The following is a 20110-nucleotide window of genomic DNA, read 5'->3' on the forward strand; positions in this document are numbered from 1 at the left end:
CGTCTCCATGTCGAACACCATGACTCACCGCCAGTCCGAACTGCTGCTGAATCGTCTCGAAGCGCTGAGCTCGGGCCCGACGCGGCAGCATCTGCCCGACGGCCTGCGCGGCATCGAAAAGGAAAGCCTGCGCGTGACGCGCGACGGGATGATCGCGTTCACGCCGCATCCGCGCGCGCTCGGTTCGGCGCTCACGCATCCGGCGCTGACGACCGACTATTCCGAAGCGCTGATCGAACTGATCACGCCGGCCGAGCGCGACGCCACGATCACGCTCGAACGCCTCGACGATCTGCATCGCTACGTCTATGCGTCGCTCGGCGACGAGATGCTGTGGAACGACTCGATGCCGGGCCTGCTGCCGGCCGACGACCAGATTCCGATCGCCGACTACGGCTCGTCGAACATCGGCCGCCTGAAGACGGTGTACCGGCGCGGCCTCGCGTATCGCTACGGCCGCACGATGCAGTGCATCGCGGGCATCCACTACAACTACTCGCTTCACGAGGAAGTGTGGCGGCGCCTGCATGCGGACGAAGGCTCGACGGCCACGCTCGTCGACTACCAGTCGGAACGCTATCTCGCGCAGATCCGCAACTTCCGCCGCCGCAGCTGGCTGCTGATGTACCTGTTCGGCGCGTCGCCGTCGCTCGACACGAAGTTCCTGCGCGGCAAGCCGCACAAGCTCGACACGTTCGACGCCGATACGCTGTACCTGCCGTATGCGACGAGCCTGCGGATGAGCGATCTCGGCTATTCGAACACGACGGCCCAGGCCGCGCTGCACGTCGACTACAACACGCTGCCCGGCTATCTCGACGCGCTGTCGAAGGCCGTGAGCGAGCCGTATCCGGCGTACGAGGCGATCGGCACGCACCGCGACGGCGAGTGGATCCAGATCAACACGAACGTGCTGCAGATCGAGAACGAGTTCTACTCGACGATCCGGCCGAAGCGCGTCACGTATTCGGGCGAGCGGCCGCTGCATGCGCTTGCGTCGCGCGGCGTGCAGTACATCGAAGTGCGCTGCCTCGACATCGATCCGTTCGAGCCGACCGGCATCGCGCTGGAAACCGCGCGCTTCATCGACGCATTCCTGCTCGCGTGCGCGCTGGACGAAAGCGCGCCGCTCGACTGCGAGGCGTACAAGGAAGCGAACGCGAACTTCGGCAGCGTGACGATGGAAGGCCGCAAGCCGGGGCTCGCGCTCACGCGCGACGGCCAGTCGATCACGCTGCAGCAGTGGGCCGACGAGCTGATGGCCGATATCGAAACCATCGGCCGCCGTCTCGACGAAATTCGCGGCGGCGACGAGCATGCGCGCGCGATTGCCGCGCAGCGCGAGAAGCTCGCCGATCCGGAGCGCACGCCGTCCGCGCGCGTGCTGCGCACGATGCGCGAAAACGGCCAGTCGTTCCTCGCGTTCGCGCTCGCGCAGAGCGAAGCGCATGCCGCGCATTTCCGCGCGCGTCCGCCGTCGGCGGACACGCTGCGCACCGAGCAGGCGCTCGCCGCGAAGTCGCTGGCCGAGCAGGCCGAGCTCGAAGCGAAAGAGGCCGGATCGTTCGACGCGTTCGTGGCGGCCTACCGCGCGTATACGCTGAACCGCTTCAGCGTCTGACCAGCGCCTGACGATCGCGCAAGCGGCCGGCGCAGCCTGCGCCGCGCCGCTCTGCGGTGCGATCGGGCCGGTTCCGTCAATGATCAGTGGTGGGCGTACGTGTCGCGGTCGATCGCGCGCGGCAGCGCCGGCTTGCCTGATTCACCGTTCACCCGGCCGTCGTTGCCGTAACCGGCGTCCTCGCCGCGCGCCCGCGCGGCACGCTCCATGATCTCCCGCATGTTCTCCGGAAAGTCGGGACTGCTTGCGAGGCTCGTCCGGTAACCGGCGGCCTGCAGCTCCACGAGTTCCTGGCGGACCTGCGCGCGCGTCACCGTCGATGCCGCCTGAGCGTGGGCGGCGAAGGCCGCGCCCATCAGCAGGAGGGCGCATGCCGTGTGTTTCATCGTATTCATCGTGCTTGCTCCGTGAGGTTCCGGTGCCGCGCCGTTTCTGGCCCGGCCGGAATCGATGCAGCCAGTCTAGGCTTCGGATGCCGGACGAAACACCCGCGTTGCCGTCAGTCACCTTTGTCGCGCGTGCAACATTGCGCGGGCGACGGCGTGACCGGACTTCCTGTCGAACGTGACAGCCGCCCGCCATCCACCGGTCATCGTGCGGCGCCGCGGCCGTATCGGGTCGTCGCGCATCGGGCTTGTCCCCCTTGTACAAGCGCCACGCGCCTCCTAACCTCTTTTAAGCGACCGATCGGTTGGCCGTGCAACGTCGTTGCGTGCGCAAGCGCCTGATCGCGGTCGTGACCGCAGGACATCGCCTTGTACCGAACCCGGGGGCATCGGCATGCCAGCCCGGGTCGACAGCGCAAGGCATGGGACCCGAGTAAGCGCTAAAGCGCCAACTCGGGTCGACAGCGCAAGGCATGGGACCCGAGTAAGCGCTAAAGCGCCAACTCGGGTCGACATCTGGAGACACGATGAACCCTACCGACGCCCTACCGTCCGGCATCGTCTTCGCGCAGCCGTTGACACCTGTCGCCAACTCGCTGCTGCTGTCGTTTCTCGTCGCCGCGATCCCGATCGCCGTCGCGCTGATCGCGCTCGGCGTGCTGCGCCGCCCCGCGTGGCAGGCGTCGCTTGCCGGGCTCGTCGCCGGCCTCGCGGTCGCGATCGGCGCATGGGGGATGCCGGCCGGGCTCGCGTTCAATGCGGTCGGCGCCGGCATGGCGCTCGCGGTCGTGCCGGTGATGTGGATCGTCTTCAACGCGCTGCTGCTGTACAACATCGCGGTGAAGTCGGGCCGCTTCGACCAGTTCCGGCAGTGGATGCTCGACAACCTGCCCGACGACCGCCGCCTCGTGCTGCTCGTCGTCGCGTTCTCGTTCGGCTGCCTGCTCGAAGGGATCTCCGGATTCGGCACGCCGGTCGCGATCACGAGCGCGCTGCTGATCGCGCTCGGCTTCCCCGCGCTCGAAGCGCTCACCTATACGCTGCTGTTCAACACCGCGCCGGTCGCGTTCGGCGCGCTCGGCGTGCCGATCACCGTGCTCGGCGCGGTCACGTCGCTGCCGCCCGCGACGCTCGCGCAGATGGTCGGCCGCCAGCTGCCGTTCTTCGCGCTGCTGCTGCCGTTCTACGTGGTCGGCGCGTATGGCGGCCTGCGCTCGATCTCGAAGCTGTGGCCGGCGCTGCTCGTGTCGGGCGGCAGCTTCGCGCTCGCGCAGTTCGTCACGTCGAACTTCCTCGGCTACCAGCTCACCGACGTGCTGTCCTCGCTCACGTCGCTGATCGTGACGATCGGCTTCCTGCAGGTGTGGAAGCCGCAGCCCGATCCGCAGTACGCGCTCGCGCGCAGCGTGCCGGCGGCAGCCGGCGCCGCGCGCGCGGGCTTCGGCGGCTGGCTGCCGTGGCTCGTCGTGTCGGTGGTCGTGATCGTGTGGGTGCACGCGAACATCGCGGCGATCGGCGACGTGAAGATCAAGTGGCCGGGCCTGCACAACGCCGTGTTCGTGTCGCTGTATCACAAGCCGTACGCGGCGATCTGGGATTTCCAGCCGCTCGGCACGGGCACCGCGATCCTGCTGTCGGCGATCGTCACGGCCGCGCTGACGCGCACCGGCCCCGGCGCGTTCGTCGAATGCGTGGTGAAGACGTGGCGGCAGACGTGGATCGCGATCGTCACGGTGATGATGATCGTCGGGCTCGCGTACCTGCTGAACTACTCGGGGATCAGCTACACGCTCGGCACCGGCGTCGCGTCGACGGGTGCGCTGTTCCCGCTGGTGTCCGCGTCGCTCGGCTGGATTGCCGTGTTCCTGTCCGGCAGCGACACGTCGGGCAACGCACTGTTCGGCAACCTGCAGGTCGTGGCCGCCCGGCAGCTCGGCCTCGATCCGGTGCTGATGGCCGCGACCAACTCGTCCGGCGGCGTGATGGGCAAGATGATCTCGCCGCAGAACATCGCGACGGGCGTGTCGACGACGGACCTGAAAGGGCAGGAAGGTGTCGTGTTTGCGCGCACCTTCTGGCACAGCGTGATCCTCACGCTGCTGCTCGGCGTGCTGGTGTTCCTGCAGCAGCACGTGCTGACGTGGATGATTCCGGCACTGCCGAAATGAGGTGAGCGCAACGACGGAAGGAAGGCACGAGGAAACACGAGGGAAGGCGCGGGAAAAGCGCCAGTCGAGTGCGGAACCGGCGAGCGCGCGGCCGCTCAGCGCGCGTTCGCCCGCCGCCTGGGTTGTCCCTGGTCGGCTGCGCGGGCCGCCTCGGCACCGTCCGGCAAGATGCAGGCGAGGAACGCGTCGATCGCGGGGCTCTGGCGGCGTGCTTTCAGGTAGTACACGTATTCGTCGATCGTCGTGCCGACGCCGCGCAACGCGATCACGCGCAGGTCCGGATGGCGCTCGGCCTCGCCGAGCGGAAACAGGCTGCCGCCCACGCCGTGCAGGATCGCCTCGCGGATCGCTTCGCGGCTGCCGATCTCGGCAACCGATACGGCCGCGACACCGGCCGTCGCGAGGATCGTCTCCGTGCAGCGGCGCGTGACCGAGCCTTCTTCACGAATCAGCAGCCTCACGTCGGCGAGCTGCGCCGGATCGATCGCGTCGAACCGCGCGAGCGGATGGTTGCGGTGCACGACGAGCACGAGCGGATCGGTCGAGATCACCTTGCGTTCGAGGCCGTCGGCGTCGTTGCGCTGCGACGAGACGGCGAGGTCGATGCGGAACTCCTGCAGCGCCTGCAGGATTTCCTCGGAGTTGCCGATCCGGCACGTGAGCGCGATCGACGGATGCGCGCTCGAGAAGCGGCCGACCGCATCCATGATGTAGTAAGGGCCTGTCGCGCCGATCCGCAGGTGGCCTTCGAACAGGCCGCCGACGTTGCGCAGCATGATGTCGGCCTGTGCTTCGAGCGCGATCATCTTCTCGACGAGCGGCAGCAGCTCGATGCCCGTTTCGGTGACCTCGAGCTTGCGGCCGCTGCGGTAGAACAGCTCGACGCCGTACACCTGCTCGACCTGCCGGATCTGCGCGGCGATCGTCGGCTGGCTCACGCCCAGGTGGCGCGCGGCGCGCGTGATGCTGCCCTGCCGGACGGTCGCGTGGAACGCCTTCAGCTGATCGAACACGACTCGGCTTCTCCCCCTCTGTATCGCGCGTCAGCGTAGCGCACGCGTGTGTCGGCCGCATGAAAGGCGCGTCGTGCGCCGCTTCGAAAAATTCTTGTGGGTCACCCAAAGAAACCTGCGGTAACCGGTCACGGCCGGGACATGCCGGTGCGGGGTAATAACGGCAACGCACCACCGCCGGCCCCGCTCGACCGGCGCCCCACTCCTATCGACAACAGGGTTCTCTTCATGTCCTCGAACAATCGACGCGATTTCCTGCGCCTCGCCGCGCAGTCGGCTGGCGCGATGGCCGCCTACGCGGGCTTTCCGCCCGCGATCCGCAACGCGCTGGCGATGCCGGCCGCCTATCGCACGGGCACGATCCGCGACGTCGAACACGTCGTGATCTTCATGCAGGAAAACCGTTCGTTCGACCATTACTTCGGCGGGCTGCGCGGCGTGCGCGGCTTCAACGACCCGCGCCCGCACCTGCTGCCGAGCGGTGCGCCGGTGTGGCAACAGCCGCCGGCGTCGGTGTTCACGAAGAACTACCATTCGCGCGGCCTCGATCCGTCGGCGCCGTACGTGCTGCCGTTCTACCTCGACCCGAAGCAGACGACCGAATTCCAGCCGGGCACCAACCACGGCTGGAGCAGCGGCCACCTGTCCTGGAACAACGGCCAGTGGGACCAGTGGGTGAACCAGAAGCAGGACGTGCTGACGATGGGCTACCTGAAGCGCCAGGACCTCACGTACCACTACGCGCTGGCCGACGCGTTCACGATCTGCGATTCGTACTTCTGCTCCGCGCACGCCGACACGGCGCCGAACCGCATCTACCTGTGGACCGGCACGGTCGACCCGCGCAACATCTACGGCAACCCGCCGAACGGCCCGGGCATCGGCGAGCGCGACGACGTGAACGGCTACACGTGGACGACCTACGCCGAGCGCCTCGAGGACGCGAAGATCAGCTGGAAGGTGTACCAGGGCGGCACGGGCATCCCGGGCGACCCGACCGACAACTACACCGACAACTCGCTGATGTTCTTCAAGCGCTTCCAGGTGAAGGAGGGCGCGAGCGGCCCGCTGGTCGACAAGGGCGCATCGGACCATACGCTCGCCGAGCTGAAGGCCGACGTGCAGGCGAACCGGCTGCCGCAGGTGTCGTGGATCGTGTCGCCGTACAAGTACAGCGAGCACCCGCAGGCGTCGCCGACCGACGGCGCGTTCTACATCAACATGGTGCTCGAGGCGCTGACGTCGAACCCGGAGGTGTGGGCGAAGACGGTGTTCATCCTCAACTACGACGAGAACGACGGGCTGTTCGACCACGTCGTGCCGCCGGTGCCGCCGGTCACGAGCGGCGTGGGCGGCCAGGGCATCGTGTCGTCGAACCTGCTGTCGAACCTCGGCGACGAGCTGCTCGACCTGAACAAGTACCCGGGCGAAATGAGCCCGCTCGTGCCGGGCGCCGACCCGGGCGGCATCCAGCCGATCGGCCTCGGGCCGCGCGTGCCGCTGATCATCATCTCGCCGTGGACGAAGGGCGGCTGGGTCTGCTCGGAGACGTTCGACCACACGTCGGTGCTGCGTTTCCTCGAAGCGCGCTTCGGCGTGAAGGAGCCCAACATCAGCGCATGGCGCCGGTCGATCTGCGGCGACCTCACGTCGGCGTTCGACTTCTCCGCGCGCCCCGACACGCGCACGGTGAGCTTCACGGTGCCGCAGCACATCGCGACGGCCGGCCAGGCGTACCAGGTGCCCGCGCAGCAGTCGATGCCGGCGCAGGAGCCCGGCACGCGTCCGGCGCGTGCGCTGCCGTACGAGCTGTTCGTGCACGCCCACGTGCATGGCCGCGACGACAGCGTGTCGCTCGACTTCGCGAACTCCGGTGACGCGGGCGCCGCGTTCTACGTGTACGACCGCCGCAACCCGGCGACGCCGCCGCGCCGTTACGCGGTGTCCGCGCACGACCGCTTCGCCGATTCCTGGAGCACGTCGGCCGCGCGCGGCGAGTACCATCTCGCCGCCTATGGCCCGAACGGCTATCTGTGCGAGTTCCAGGGCAACACGCGGCTCGCCGCGGACGGCCGCCACGCGAACCCGGAAGCGAAGATCGGCTACGACGTGCGCAACCGCCACGTGTACCTGCAGCTGCGCAACAGCGGGCGCGCGACGTGCCGCATCACGGTCGACAACGCGTACAGCCATGCGCAGGCGCGCACCTACACGCTGGAGCCGGGCGAGCGTGTCGAGGATCACTTCGCGCTGTCGTCGAGTCACGGCTGGTACGATCTGACGATTACCGCGACGACGCTGCGCGGCGGTGACGACAAGGTCGTGCGCCGCTTCGCGGGCCACGTCGAGACGGGCCGGCCGAGCCAGAGCGATCCGGGGCCGGTGAAGCCCACGGCCTGACGGCCGCACGTCGCGCGAGGCGGGAAGTTCGCCCGCCGCGCGATCGCCGATCACCGCCTGCCGGGGCGCCAGGTACTTTCCGGCAGGCGGAATTGGCTTTTGGAAACTGAAAACTGTTGACAATGTGTCGAGCCGAGGGTATACAAGGATCATTCGCCGATATGGCGCCCTCGTTTTCACCCGCAGCGTCGCTGCCTGCCCGACCATGACTTCCCCGAACGCGCTCAGCGCCATCGAACTCCTGCAAAGCCAGTCGCTCGCGATGATCGTCCAGGACATGCTCGAGCGCGCGATCGTCTCCGGTGAATACGCACCAGGCGAGAAGCTCAACGAAGTCGATATCGCGACCAAGCTGAACGTGTCGCGCGGCCCCGTGCGCGAAGCTTTCCGCGCGCTGGAGCAGGCCGGCCTGCTGCGCAACGAGAAGAACCGCGGCGTGACGGTGCGCGTCGTGCCGCTGCGCGAGGCCGAGGAGATCTACGAAGTGCGCGCGATGCTCGACGAATCGGTCGCCCGCGCGCTCGCGAAGCGCATCTCGCCCGATACGCTGAAGGTGCTGAAGGGCATCATCCAGTCGATGAAGGATGCCGCGAAGACGCACGACGTCACGCGCTATACCGAGCTGAACGTGCAGTTCCACGACGCGATGGTCGTCGGCGTCGGCAATACGCACCTCACCGATACCTACCGACGCCTCGTGCGCCAGCTCGGGCTGCTGCGCCAGGCCGCGATCGAGGCCGAGGAGGATGCGATCTCGGTGTCCGCGGCCGAGCACGACAAGATCGTGCAGGCGCTCGCGGGCGGCGACGAGGAGAAGGCCGTCGCGCTCGTGCGCGAGCACGTCGCGCACGGTCTCGCGCGGATGCGTCGTACGCATGAGCAGGGGCTGCCAGCGGCGGGCAAGGCGGCGCGGGAGAAGACCGGCGCGTGAGTGGACGTGTTATCTGTCCCGCACGTTGACGACGAAAAGCCACGGAACGGTTGACTTACGGCCTTTCGTGGTCGACGCGGGCTCACGTACGGCTCGTTCGTGCAGCCGACTATGACGGCCGTCGCTTCACCCGACGTTAACGAGGTCGGACCGAATGCGGTGATCCCTCGCAGCTGATCATTTGCCGCGCCGTTTATCGAAGAAGTCGTCCAGTACCCAACCGGTTCCGGATTCACAGCGCACTTGCGTGTATGCATAGACCTTTGCAGCCCGATCCGCCACGGGGGCGCAGGACTCGCCTTTCCTGACCGTAAAGATCGGTTGGGTCCTATCGTCGTTTGGTTCGGCGAAGGCCGGCATTTCACGAAGCGCCGTCCATTTCTCATCTCTATATTTCGAGCACGCACCGACCATCACGGCGAGTGCGGCGAACAGCAGAAAGCGCATCATTTCTTCATATGTATTGGCGAGATCACGAATCGTATCGCGACGATCCTGGTTTGCAAATGCTCGAAATGAATCGACACGTCGTCTGCTCGATGCCGTCACGCCTTGTCCGCCTTCCCCGCCGCGCTCGCAAACTTCGCGAGCCAGGTATCGACCACCGAAGGCCGCCGGTTTTCGTCCTCCGCGCGCTCCTTGCGGCGGATCGCGTTGCGCACGACGTGCGCGCCGACATAGCGGATCGGCTCCGGCGGGAAGTGGCCGAGCGGGCCGCGCACGATCGGGCTGCGCGTCCACGCGTTGTCGAGGCCGAGCACGAGCGACGACAGGATCTGCCCGCCCATGTAGCTCGGCCCGACACCGTTGCCCGAATAGCCGAAGCCGTAGAACACGTTCGGCGCGTCGTCGAGGCGGCCGAAGAACGGGAAGCCCGTGACCGAGCGATCCGACGGTCCGTTCCAGCTCGCGGTGACCGGCACGCCGGCGAGCGACGGGAAGAATTCGCGCAGGCTGTGCGTGAGCTGCGCCTCGTACGGCGAGCGCCGGTCGAACACCGGCGCGATGCGGCTGCGCCACGAGAACGTGTTGCCGCCCTTGCCGAGCATCAGCCGGCCGTCGGCCGTCGTGCGGTAGTAGTAGACGAAGATTCGCGAATCGAGCACCGACACGCCGTCCACGAGCCCGGTTTTTTCGAGCAGCTCCGGGCATTTCTCGGTGATCACCATGTCGCTCGACACGACCGCGATCGTGCGCTCGAACTGCGGGAAGCGGCTCGCCATCCACGCGTTGATCGCGAACACGAGCTTGCCTGCGGTGACGCTGCCGGACGGCGTGCGCACGACGGACGGCTGCCCCGGCGTGAAGTCGAGCATCGGCGTGCGTTCGTAGAGGCGGATGCCCATCGCGAGCGCGACGCGGCGCAGCCCGCGCACGAGCTTGCCGGGATGCACGGTCGCGGCGATCGGCGAGTAGACGCCGTCGAGATTGCGCGCGGAACCCGAGCGGCGCGCGACTTCGGCGGGCGGCAGCGGTTCGTAGCTGTGGATGCCGCACGCGGCGAGCGCGTCGAGCACCGGCGCGAGCGTGCCGACCTGTGCGCGCGACGTCGCCGTGTACAGCGTGCCGTCGAGCCGCAGTTCGGCATCGATGGCGTGCGCGCGGCAGAAATCGGCGATGTGCTGCACGGCCGCTTCGGAGGCCTTCACGAGCCGGATCGCCTCGGCTTCGCCGAACAGGCGCCGCAGCGTCAGGAATTTCGCGGACCACGTGAGCAGGCAGCCGCCGTTGCGGCCGCTCGCGCCGGCGCCGCACAGGTCGGCCTCGACGATCGCGATGTCGAGCGCGGGGTGTTGCTGCTTCGCCTGGATCGCGGTCCAGAGCCCTGTGAAGCCGCCGCCGACGATGCACACGTCGGCCTGCGTCGCGCCCTGCAGCGCGGGGGCGAGATCGCCGTCGTTGAACAGCGCTTGTTCGATCCAGAAGGGTCGCATCGGGGTGTTCGTCTATAAGGGTCGGGGCACGTGCCGCGCACGGCCGGAAAACGGCCGGCCGCATGCGCGTAAGCACGCGGCCGGGTGCATCGTGTCACGTCGTCATGCTGCCGCTTCGGCCGACACGCGGCGCACGCCCATCGCGCGCAACGTGTCGGCGATCGCCGCGACGGCGCCCGGAATACCGGCTTCGCCGAAGTGGCCGATACAGCCGACGCGGAACGTCTCGACTTCGGTCAGCTTGCCCGGATACAGAATGTAGCCGCGCTTTTTGACCTCCTGATAAAACCGCTTGAAGTCGTAGTTCGGATCGTCCGGCGCATGGAACGTGACGATGATCGGCGCCTGGATCGCCGGATCGAGGAACGGCCGGAAGCCGAGCGCGAGCATCCCGTCGATCAGCGCGCGGTAGTTGCGCTGGTAGCGGCCGCCGCGCGCGGCGAGCCCGCCTTCGTCGACGTACTGCGCGACGGCCGCGTCGAGCGCCGCGACCACGTGCGTCGGCGGCGTGAAGCGCCACTGCGTCGTGCGCTGCATGTAGACCCACTGGTCGTACAGGTCCATCGCGAGCGAATGGCTGTTGCCTTCGCAGCGTTCGAGCGCGCTGCGCTTCGCGATCACGAAGCCGAGCCCCGGCACGCCCTCGAGGCATTTGCCGGACGCCGCGATCACCGCGTCGAACGGCGTCGTGCGCGCGTCGATGTCGATCGCGCCGAACGAGCTCATCGCATCGACGATCAGCGCGCGTCCGTGCTTCGCGACGACCTGCGCGATGTCGTGCAGCGGGTTCAGCACGCCGGCACCCGTCTCGCAGTGCACGAGCGCGACGTGCGTGATGGTCGGGTCGGCGGCGAGCGCGCGCTCGACGTCGGCCGGATCGACGCGGCGATCCTCGCGGTAGTCGATCGTCGTCAGCCGGCGGCGGAGCACGCGGCAGATCTTCGCGATGCGCTGGCAGTACGCGCCGTTGTTCGGCACGAGCACGTGACCGTCGCGCGGCACGAGCGTGCCGAGGGCCGCCTCGACCGAGAACGTGCCGCTGCCTTGCAGCGGCACGCATTCGTGCGTGCCTTCGCCGTGCACGATCTGCAGCAGGCGTTCGCGCAGTCGCGCGGTGATCGCGTTGAAGTCGCTGTCCCACGACCCCCAGTCGCGCAGCATCGCGTCGCGCGTGGTGTCGGAGGTCGTCAGGGGGCCGGGGGTGAGCAGGATGGGCTGGGCGGCGAGCGGCATGGTGTCTCCTTGATGAAGTCGGGACGTCACGTGAATGCGGCTAAAAAAATCAGTGGCGATGCGGGTTGCGCCAGGCCTGCGTACGGCGCAAAAGTCGATGCGAGATGCAGGCGAACAGCACGCACGCGAACGACGAGGTCGCGAGCACGAGCGTGGCCATCGCGGCGGCCGGGCCCATCTGGCCCGCGTCGTCGAGGTTCAGGATCGCGACCGATGCGGGCTGCGTGTCCGGCGAGTAGAGGAACGCGACGGCCGAGACCGTCGTCATCCCGTTGACGAACAAGTAGCGTGCGATCAGCAGGATCGCCGGCAGGCACACGGGCACCGTCACGCGCAGGAAGGTCTTGTAGAACGGCACCTTCAGCGAGGCGGACACGGCCTCGAACTCGCTGTCGATCTGCCTGAGCGCGGTCACGGCGGTGAGGTGGCTCGATGCGTAGTAGTGGACGACCGTGACGATCGCGAGCAGCCACAGCGACCCGTACAGCGCGTTCAGCGGATTGCCCGGCGCGTTGAACAGGAAGATGTAGCTGATGCCGAGCACGAGCCCCGGCACGCCCATCGGCAAAATCGCGCACAGGCTGATGAAGCCGCGCAGCCAGCGTGCGCCGCGCGTCTTCTCGATCAGGTAGGCGCCGCCGAACACGACGATCGTGCCGCCGGCCGCCACCGTCGCGGCCATCCGCAGGCTGTTCTTGTACGCGTCGAAGATGCCGGCGCCGATCAGCCCCATCTCGTAATGCTGCAGCCCGAGGGTCATCTGGTATGGCCAGAACTTCACGAACGACGCGAACACCGAGATGCCGACCACCGCGATGAAGAACGCGCACACGAGCGTGCAGTACGCGAGCATCGCGGCGTCGAAGCCGCGCGACGGCTTCGGCTGGTACGGCGTCGAGCGCGCGCCGAGCTGCGATTGCTGGCGGCGGCGGATGAAGAAGTCGACGCCGAACGCGACCAGCGCCGGACACAGCAGCATCAGGCTCACGACCGCGCTGCGGTTGAAATCCTGCAGCCCGATGATCAGCTTGTAGATGTCGGTCGACAGCACGTTGTACGAGCCGCCGATCACGACCGGCACGCCGAAGTCGTTGATGCACATCGTGAACGCGACCATCGTCGCGCTGATCAGCCCGTACTTCGCACCGGGCAGCGTGATCGTGAAGAACTTGCGGATGCGACTCGTGCCCATCGCGTCGGCGGCCTCGTAGAGCCGGCCGTCCGCGAGCGACAGCGCGGTGACGAGGATCATCAGCACGTGCGGGAACGACGCGTACACCATGCTCAGCACGATACCGGGCAGCCCGTAGATCGAATGGCCGTGCAGCAGCGGCTTCAGCAGCCCCGCGTTGCCGAACCAGTAGATGAACGACACGGCCGACAGCAGCGTCGGCGCGAGCAGCGGCAGCAGCGCGATCGTGCGCGCGGCGTTCTTCAGCGGCATGCACGAGCGCGTCAGCGCATACGCGAACGTGAACGCCATCGGCACGACGATCAGCGTGACGAGTGCGCCGACCGTCAGCGAATGCAGCATCGAGCGCAGCACGCCGCTGTCCTCGAGATACTCGACGAAGTTGTGCGCGCCGACGAAGCGCCCGTCCGCGTCGACGAAGCATTTCTGCACGACGAGCGCGAGCGGCAGCAGCAGGAACAGCGACATCAGCGCGGCCATCGCGACGAGCGCGAGCTGCGCGATGCGGTCGTGCCAGTGCGTGATCTGCCGCACGTCGGCGGGGGCGGAGGCGCGGCGGCGGCGCTCGGTGAGGACGGTGCTCATTGCAGTCGCTCCTTCGCGCACGGGAACACGCGGACATGCTCGCGATCGAGCGCGAGGTCGATGCGCGCGCCGGCCTGCACGCCGGTGCGGTCGACGTCGTGATACGACAGGTCGGCGACGATCTCCTGGCCGTCGAGCCCGTCGATCCGGAAGCTCACGCGGCAGAACGCGCCGAGGAACTCGAGCTTCTCGACGCGGCCGGCCAGCACGTTGTCGGCCGTTTCGCCCGGCACGCGGATGCGCAGGTCCTCGGGCCGCACGTAGACCGATACCGCCGCGCCTTGCGCGGGGCGGGCCGCGCCGTGGCGGCAGTCGAGGCCGACCGCGCCCGCGCGCAGCGTGCCGTCCTGCGCGACTTCGGCGGGAATCGTGTTGACGCGGCCGATGAAGTCCGCGACGAACGGCGAAGCCGGCTGCCGGTAGATTTCGAGCGGCGTGCCGATCTGCTCGATCACGCCGTGGTTCATCACGACGATGCGATCGGCCATCGACAGCGCTTCTTCCTGGTCGTGCGTGACCATGATGGTCGTCACGCCGAGCCGCTGCTGCAGCGCGCGGATCTCCTGGCGCAGCCGCACGCGCACGCGCGCATCGAGCGCCGACAGCGGCTCGTCGAGCAGCAGCAGGCCGGGGGACGTCGCGAGCGCACGCGCCAGTGCGATCCGCTGCTGCTGGCCGCCGGACAGCTGGCCGGGATGCTTGCGATGGCTGTCGGGCAGGCCGACCAGCGCGAGCAGCGTGTGCACGCGCTCGTGGATCGCGTCGCGCTTCATCCTGCGGTTCACGAGCCCGTACGCGACGTTGTCGTACACGGTGAGGTTCGGGAACAGCGCGTACGACTGGAACACGATGCCGTAGTCGCGCAGTTGCGGCGGCAGCCGCGAGATGTCGCGGCCGTCCTGCATGATCTGGCCGGCGTTCTGCGTCTCGAGCCCCGCGATGATCCGCAGCAGCGTGGTTTTTCCGCAGCCGGACGGCCCGAGGAAACAGATCATCTCGCCCTTCATCACGCTCAGGTTGATGTCGGTGAGGACCTGCGTGTCGTTGTACCGCTTCTCGATGCGTTCTACGCTCAGGTAAGGTGCCATGCGCGCCTCCATGCTGGGGCGGCCCGGAGGCCGGATTCGACGAGGGGAAGGGCGGGGCGGCGCGCTGCGCGGCCCCGCTACCGGTTGCCGCGTTATTGCTGCGCCTTCGCCCCGTAGCGCTTCTGCCACGTATCGAGGATCGACTGGCGGTTCTTCGCTGACCACACGAAGTCGTTCTTCACGAGCAGGTCCGAGTAGTTGTCGGGGATGCCGGCCAGCTTCCGCGCGACGCCCGGATACGCGACGATCGCCCACCAGCGCGCGGTGATCTGGTTCGCGTCCTTGCTCGCCATGAAGTCGGCGAGCTTCTTCGCCGCATCGGGCTGCTTCGTCGTCTTCATGATCGCCGTGCCTTCCATGTCCCAGCCGAGCCCTTCCTTCGGGAACACGAGATCGATCGGCGCGCCCTGCGCCTGCAGTTCGTGGCCGCGGAACTCGAACGAGATGCCGATCGGGAATTCGCCGGTGCCGGCGAGCGTGCACGGCTTCGAGCCCGAATGGACGTACTGCGCGACGTTCTTGTCGAGCGCGTCCATGAATTTCCAGCCCTTGTCATCGCCGAAGGTCTGCAGCCATGCGGTCACGTCGAGGTAGCCGGTGCCCGACGACACGGGGCTCGGCATCACGATCGCGCCTTTGTAGACCGGCTTCGTCAGGTCTTCCCACGACGTCGGTTTCGGAATGTTCTTCGCCTGCGCGGCAACGCGGTTGTAGCAGATCGTCGCGCCCCACACGTCCATGCCGACCCAGTGCGGCGGCGTATTCGCGTCGCTGTACTTGCGCGTGAGCTGGTCGAAGCCCTTCGGCGTGTACGGCATCAGCATGCCCTGCAGGTCGAGCAGCGTGAGGCTCGATGCGGCGAGGCCGAGCACGACGTCCGCGCGCGGGTTGTTCTTCTCCGCGAGCAGCTTCGCGGTGACCGAGCCGGTCGAGTCGCGCACCCAGCGGATCTCGATATCGGGGTTCGCTTTCTCGAATGCGTCCTTGTAGGGCTTCATCGCCTCGTCTTCCAGCGCGGTGTAGACGAGCAGCGACGTCTTCGCGTGCGCCGCCTGCGCGGCGCCGAGCGCGACCGCCGCGGCCAGCGCGAAACGGGCCGCGCCCGCCGCCCATGCATTCAAACGCTTGTTTACCGGCACTTCGTTCATCTTCAGACCCCTTGACTGTGGCGCCGCGGCACACGGCGGATGAGTGGAGACCAGCCCTCTTGCTGCTACGTTGTTTTGCTTTCTGTTCTCTGCATGTTGTTGACAATCTACAAATCATCAATTTTAATGTCAAGCATGGAAAACACCTCCCTTCGGCGCGGCGCGGGCGCCGACGGCTCACACCCTTCGACCTGAAAGGAATGAACGTCATGAGTGAAACGCCTGTATCCGTGGAAGTGAACGGCCGCCGCTACAACTGGATGAGCCGGCCCGTGGTGGTCGTCTGCGTCGATGGCTGCGCATACGAATATCTGGAAGAAGCCGCTCAGGCCGGCGTCGCGCCGTTCCTGCGCACGCTGCTGAAGCCGGGCACGGCGCTCAAGGGCGAGTGCGTGGTGCCGAGCTTCACGAACCCGAACAACCTGTCGATTGTGACCGGCGTGCCGCCGGCGATCCACGGGATAAGCGGCAACTACTTCTACGATCGCGACACCGGCGCCGAGGTGCTGATGAACGATCCGAAGTACCTGGTCGCGCCGACCGTGCTCGCGACCTTCGCCGATCAGGGCGCGCGCGTCGCGGTCGTCACCGCGAAGGACAAGCTGCGCCGCCTGCTCGGCAAGGGGCTGAAGGGCATCTGCTTCTCGTCGGAAAAGGCCGACGAGGCGAGCGTCGAGGAAAACGGCATCGACAACGTGCTCGAGCTGGTCGGCAAGCCGGTGCCGAGCGTGTACAGCGCGGACCTGTCGGAATTCGTGTTCGCGGCCGGCGTGCGCCTGCTCGAGACGCGCCCGATCGACCTGATGTACCTGTCGACCACCGACTACGTGCAGCACAAGTGCGCGCCCGGCACGGAAGGCGCAAACGCGTTCTACGCGATGATGGACACCTACCTGCGGCGTCTCGACGAACTCGGCGCGATCGTCGCGATCACGGCCGACCACGGGATGAACGCGAAGCACGACGGCGAGACCGGCGAGCCGAACGTGATCTACCTGCAGGAGCTGTTCGACGAGTGGCTCGGCCACGACGCCGCGCGCGTGATCCTGCCGATCACCGATCCGTACGTCGTGCACCACGGCGCGCTCGGCTCGTTCGCGACCGTCTACGTGCCGCCGACGGCCGATGCCGACGCGCTGCGCGCACGGCTTGCCGCGGTCGACGGCATCGAGGTCGTGCTGACGGGCGCCGAAGGCTGCGCGCGTTTCGAGCTGCCGCCCGCGCGGATGGGCGACCTGATCGTGATCTCGAAGCAGGACGTCGTGCTCGGCACGCGCCGCATCAAGCACGACCTGTCGGGCCTCGACGTGCCGCTGCGCTCGCACGGCGGCATCTCCGAGCAGATCGTGCCGCTGATCTTCAGCAAGCCGGTCGCGACCGACGTCACGGGCCGCGCGCGGCTGCGCAACTTCGACATCATCGACATCGCGCTCAACCACCTGCAGTGATACGCATGCATCCGTAAGGGGACACACTCATGAACGCCATTGCAGCATCGACGGACGTCCGCGGGATTCGACGCGAAGCACTGCGAATCAATGGAGAACGGATTCATCGGGACGCGGTCATCGACGTGCGCAATCCGTACGACGGCTCGCTGGTCGGCACCGTGCCGAAGGCGACGCTGGACGACGTGCGGCGCGCATTCGCGGTCGCGCGTGCATACCGGCCGACGCTCACGCGCCACGAGCGCGCGGCGATCCTGCGCCGCGCAGCCGAGATCGTGCGTGCGCGCACCGCGGAGATCGCGGCGCTGATCACGGCCGAGGCCGGGCTGTGCATCAAGGATTCGACGTACGAGGCGGGCCGCGTGGCCGACGTGCTGACGTTCGGCGCGGGCGAGGTGCTGAAGGACGACGGGCAGATCTTCTCGTGCGATCTGACGCCGCACGGCAAGAAGCGCCGCGTGTACACGCAGCGCGATCCGCTGCTCGGCGTGATTTCGGCGATCACGCCGTTCAACCATCCGATGAACCAGGTCGCGCACAAGATCGTGCCGTCGGTCGCGACCAACAACCGGATCGTCGTGAAGCCGTCGGAGAAGGTGCCGCTGTCGTGCTATCTCTTTGCGGACATCCTGTACGAAGCCGGCTTGCCGCCGCAGATGCTGCAGGTGATTACCGGCGACCCGAAGGAGATTGCCGACGAACTGATCACGAACCCGGCGATCGACCTGATCACGTTCACGGGCGGCGTGTCGATCGGCAAGTCGATCGCGTCGCGCATGGGCTACCGGCGCGCGGTGCTCGAGCTCGGCGGCAACGATCCGATCATCGTGATGGAGGATGCCGATCTCGACGAAGCGAGCACGCTCGCGGTGTCGGGGTCGTACAAGAACTCGGGGCAGCGCTGCACGGCGATCAAGCGGATGCTCGTGCATGAATCGGTGGCCGATCGCTTCACGGAACTCGTCGTCGAGAAGACGCGTGCGTGGTCGTACGGCAATCCGTCCGATCCGTCGGTCGACATGGGCACGGTGATCGACGAGGCGGCCGCGAAGTTCTGCGAGCAGCAGGTGAACGATGCGATTGCGCGCGGCGCGCGGCTGCTGGTCGGCAACGTGCGCAACGGCGCACTGTATTCGCCGACGGTGATCGATCGCGTGACGCCCGACATGCCGCTCGTGAAGTATGAAACCTTCGGCCCCGTGTCGCCGATCATGCGCTTTCGCGACATCGACGAAGCGATCCGGATGTCGAACAGCACCGACTATGCGCTGTCGTCGTCGGTATGCACGAACCGCTTCGACCACATCACGCGCTTCATCACCGAGCTGGAAGTCGGCAGCGTGAACGTGCGCGAGGTGCCGGGCTACCGGCTCGAACTGACGCCGTTCGGCGGCGTGAAGGATTCGGGGCTCGGGTACAAGGAAGGCGTGCAGGAGGCGATGAAGAGCTTCACGAATACGAAGACGTATTCGCTGCCGTGGTAAGCGGCGTGTGATGCGCGCGCGCCGGCTCGAAGGCCGGCGCGCGGAATTTCCCCGGGCGGGATGCGGCCGCGATGGCCGTCAGGCGACGGTCAATCGTCGTCGTCGCGGTGATGTCGCCAGCCGCGATGCCAGCCGTTGTCGTGCCGGTAGCGCCGGTAGCGATATTCGCCGTAGTACGGGCCGTAATAGGCCGGTGCCGGCTCGTACACGACGGGCGGCGGCGTGTAGTAGACAGGCGGTGGCGCCTCGATCACCGGCCCCGGCACGCCGAAGTACACGCCGACATCGGCGTGCGCGAATGCGCTTGCCGACAGGCAGGCGGCCGCGAGGCCGACGGCACTGGAGAACAGGATGCGTTTCATTTGCCGTTCACTCCGTTCGCGGGGGCGAGGCCCGCGAGCAACAGTTTTACCTGCCTTCATGGTACGTAGCGCATGCGGAACGGGTGATACCGTGGTGTCGCTTCTGTAACCACCGGTAACGAATCGTCGGACGATTGCCGCGCTGCATCGCGACGGATCTCATCGGCGGGATGACGGTGGCTGGCCGGCGCGTTATTCGTGGCGCTCATATCGTTAGCCGATTTGCGTTTTTGCCGCGCCCCAACGCGTCGGTAGAATTCGCGGACCTCTCGAACGGCGCATGCATGCCGGCGGGATGATTCTCTCCAATCATTCGGGGTCCGCACCATGAAATTCCTCCGTTCCATCCTGATCGTCGCACTGCTGCAGGCCACGGCGGCCACCAGTGCGCTGGCTGCCGACGACCTGTCGCAGATCAAATCGGCCGGCGTGTTCCGGGTCGGCACCGAAGGCACCTACGCGCCGTTCACGTACCACGACGAAACGGGCAAGCTGACGGGTTTCGACGTCGATATCGCCACGGCGATCGCGCAGCGCCTCGGCGTGAAGCCGCAGTTCGTCGAAGGCAAGTGGGACGGCCTGATCGCGGGCCTCGACGTGAACCGCTACGATGCGGTCGTCAATGAAGTGTCGATCACCGACGCGCGCAAGGCGAAATACGATTTCTCGTCACCGTACATCACGTCGCACGCGGTGCTGATCGTGCGCGCGGACAACACGACGATCCGCTCGTTCGACGACCTGAAGGGCAAGAAGTCCGCGAACACGCTGACGAGCAACTTCGGCAAGCTCGCGGCCGCGCACGGCGCCGACGTGGTGCCCGTACAGGGCTTCAACGAATCGATCGACCTGCTGACGTCCGGGCGTGTCGACGCGACGATCAACGATTCGCTGTCGTACCTCGATTTCCGCAAGCACAAGCCCGACGCGAAACTGAAGATCGCGGCGACCGACACGAGCGGCGCGGGCGACGCGTCCGGCGTGCTGCTGCGCAAGGGCAGCCCCGCGCTGGTGGCCGCGATCGACAAGGCGCTCGCGGACATCAAGGCGGACGGTACCTACGCGAAGATCTCGCAGAAGTACTTCGGCCGCGACGTGTCGCAGCCGTGACGCGAGG

The 20110-nt window shown here is 67.2% G+C and carries 16 protein-coding genes; 7 read left to right on the top strand and 9 right to left on the bottom strand.

Translation table 11 applies throughout. The features are described from left to right. Nucleotides 1-7 precede the first annotated feature (7 nt). Nucleotides 8-1621, top strand: coding sequence for a glutamate--cysteine ligase (gene gshA / locus U5798_RS19405; RefSeq protein ID WP_322082903.1), 1614 nt, complete (start codon nucleotides 8-10; stop codon nucleotides 1619-1621). Nucleotides 1622-1704: 83 nt separating this feature from the next. On the opposite strand, the gene U5798_RS19410 is transcribed toward gshA, so the two are convergent. Continuing rightward, nucleotides 1705-2016: a DUF4148 domain-containing protein gene (locus tag U5798_RS19410; RefSeq protein WP_124455806.1), complete on the bottom strand. Its 312-nt coding sequence runs from the start codon at nucleotides 2014-2016 to the stop codon at nucleotides 1705-1707. 518 nt (nucleotides 2017-2534) lie between these two features. Between U5798_RS19410 and U5798_RS19415 the strand changes: the two genes are divergently transcribed. Further along, entirely contained in the window at nucleotides 2535-4175 is a 1641-nt protein-coding gene (locus U5798_RS19415; protein WP_322082904.1) for an L-lactate permease, read from the top strand. A gap of 95 nt (nucleotides 4176-4270) precedes the next feature. Here the strand turns inward: U5798_RS19415 and U5798_RS19420 are convergent, their stop codons facing one another. After that, nucleotides 4271-5188, bottom strand: coding sequence for a LysR family transcriptional regulator (locus U5798_RS19420; protein ID WP_322082905.1), 918 nt, complete (start codon nucleotides 5186-5188; stop codon nucleotides 4271-4273). A gap of 228 nt (nucleotides 5189-5416) precedes the next feature. Between U5798_RS19420 and U5798_RS19425 the strand changes: the two genes are divergently transcribed. Then, complete coding sequence (locus U5798_RS19425; protein ID WP_322082906.1) at nucleotides 5417-7588, top strand: phosphocholine-specific phospholipase C; 2172 nt, start codon at nucleotides 5417-5419, stop codon at nucleotides 7586-7588. Between the two features lie 205 nt (nucleotides 7589-7793). Further along, nucleotides 7794-8519, top strand: a complete 726-nt coding sequence (locus U5798_RS19430) for a phosphonate utilization associated transcriptional regulator (protein ID WP_124455801.1) — start codon at nucleotides 7794-7796, stop codon at nucleotides 8517-8519. Nucleotides 8520-8696: 177 nt separating this feature from the next. On the opposite strand, the gene U5798_RS19435 is transcribed toward U5798_RS19430, so the two are convergent. The 6 genes from U5798_RS19435 to U5798_RS19460 all read right to left on the bottom strand — a co-directional run bounded on the left by U5798_RS19435 (nucleotide 8697) and on the right by U5798_RS19460 (nucleotide 15699). Then, the gene (locus U5798_RS19435; RefSeq protein WP_322082907.1) at nucleotides 8697-9068 is read right to left on the bottom strand and encodes a hypothetical protein; all 372 of its coding nucleotides are present in this window, start codon (nucleotides 9066-9068) and stop codon (nucleotides 8697-8699) included. Further along, on the bottom strand, nucleotides 9065-10453 hold the full coding sequence (locus U5798_RS19440; RefSeq protein WP_322082908.1) for an FAD-dependent oxidoreductase: 1389 nt from the start codon (nucleotides 10451-10453) through the stop codon (nucleotides 9065-9067). The genes U5798_RS19435 and U5798_RS19440 overlap by 4 nt, the downstream gene beginning before the upstream one ends. 102 nt (nucleotides 10454-10555) lie before the next feature. Then, the gene (locus tag U5798_RS19445) at nucleotides 10556-11686 is read right to left on the bottom strand and encodes a 2-aminoethylphosphonate--pyruvate transaminase (RefSeq protein WP_322082909.1); all 1131 of its coding nucleotides are present in this window, start codon (nucleotides 11684-11686) and stop codon (nucleotides 10556-10558) included. A gap of 49 nt (nucleotides 11687-11735) precedes the next feature. Further along, a complete protein-coding gene (locus U5798_RS19450; RefSeq protein ID WP_322082910.1) occupies nucleotides 11736-13463 on the bottom strand; it encodes a putative 2-aminoethylphosphonate ABC transporter permease subunit in 1728 nt (575 codons plus the stop codon). Beyond that, nucleotides 13460-14551, bottom strand: a complete 1092-nt coding sequence (locus U5798_RS19455) for a putative 2-aminoethylphosphonate ABC transporter ATP-binding protein (RefSeq protein ID WP_322082911.1) — start codon at nucleotides 14549-14551, stop codon at nucleotides 13460-13462. The genes U5798_RS19450 and U5798_RS19455 overlap by 4 nt, the downstream gene beginning before the upstream one ends. A 92-nt stretch (nucleotides 14552-14643) precedes the next feature. Next, nucleotides 14644-15699 carry a putative 2-aminoethylphosphonate ABC transporter substrate-binding protein gene (locus U5798_RS19460; protein ID WP_124455795.1) on the bottom strand — a complete coding sequence of 352 codons (1056 nt, stop codon included), beginning with the start codon at nucleotides 15697-15699 and terminating at the stop codon, nucleotides 14644-14646. Between the two features lie 209 nt (nucleotides 15700-15908). Between U5798_RS19460 and phnA the strand changes: the two genes are divergently transcribed. Next, nucleotides 15909-17147 carry a phosphonoacetate hydrolase gene (phnA, locus tag U5798_RS19465; protein ID WP_322082912.1) on the top strand — a complete coding sequence of 413 codons (1239 nt, stop codon included), beginning with the start codon at nucleotides 15909-15911 and terminating at the stop codon, nucleotides 17145-17147. A 29-nt stretch (nucleotides 17148-17176) separates the two neighbouring features. Continuing rightward, nucleotides 17177-18631, top strand: coding sequence for a phosphonoacetaldehyde dehydrogenase (phnY, locus tag U5798_RS19470; protein ID WP_322082913.1), 1455 nt, complete (start codon nucleotides 17177-17179; stop codon nucleotides 18629-18631). Nucleotides 18632-18720: 89 nt separating this feature from the next. Here the strand turns inward: phnY and U5798_RS19475 are convergent, their stop codons facing one another. Continuing rightward, nucleotides 18721-18993, bottom strand: a complete 273-nt coding sequence (locus tag U5798_RS19475) for a hypothetical protein (protein ID WP_124455792.1) — start codon at nucleotides 18991-18993, stop codon at nucleotides 18721-18723. A 327-nt stretch (nucleotides 18994-19320) separates the two neighbouring features. Here U5798_RS19475 and U5798_RS19480 point away from each other — a divergent pair, with 327 nt between their 5' ends. Then, complete coding sequence (locus tag U5798_RS19480) at nucleotides 19321-20103, top strand: amino acid ABC transporter substrate-binding protein (protein ID WP_124455791.1); 783 nt, start codon at nucleotides 19321-19323, stop codon at nucleotides 20101-20103. Nucleotides 20104-20110 lie beyond the last annotated feature (7 nt).

Source organism: Burkholderia sp. BCC1972 (genome assembly GCF_905339605.1).
In the GTDB taxonomy this organism is placed as follows: Bacteria; Pseudomonadota; Gammaproteobacteria; order Burkholderiales; family Burkholderiaceae; genus Burkholderia.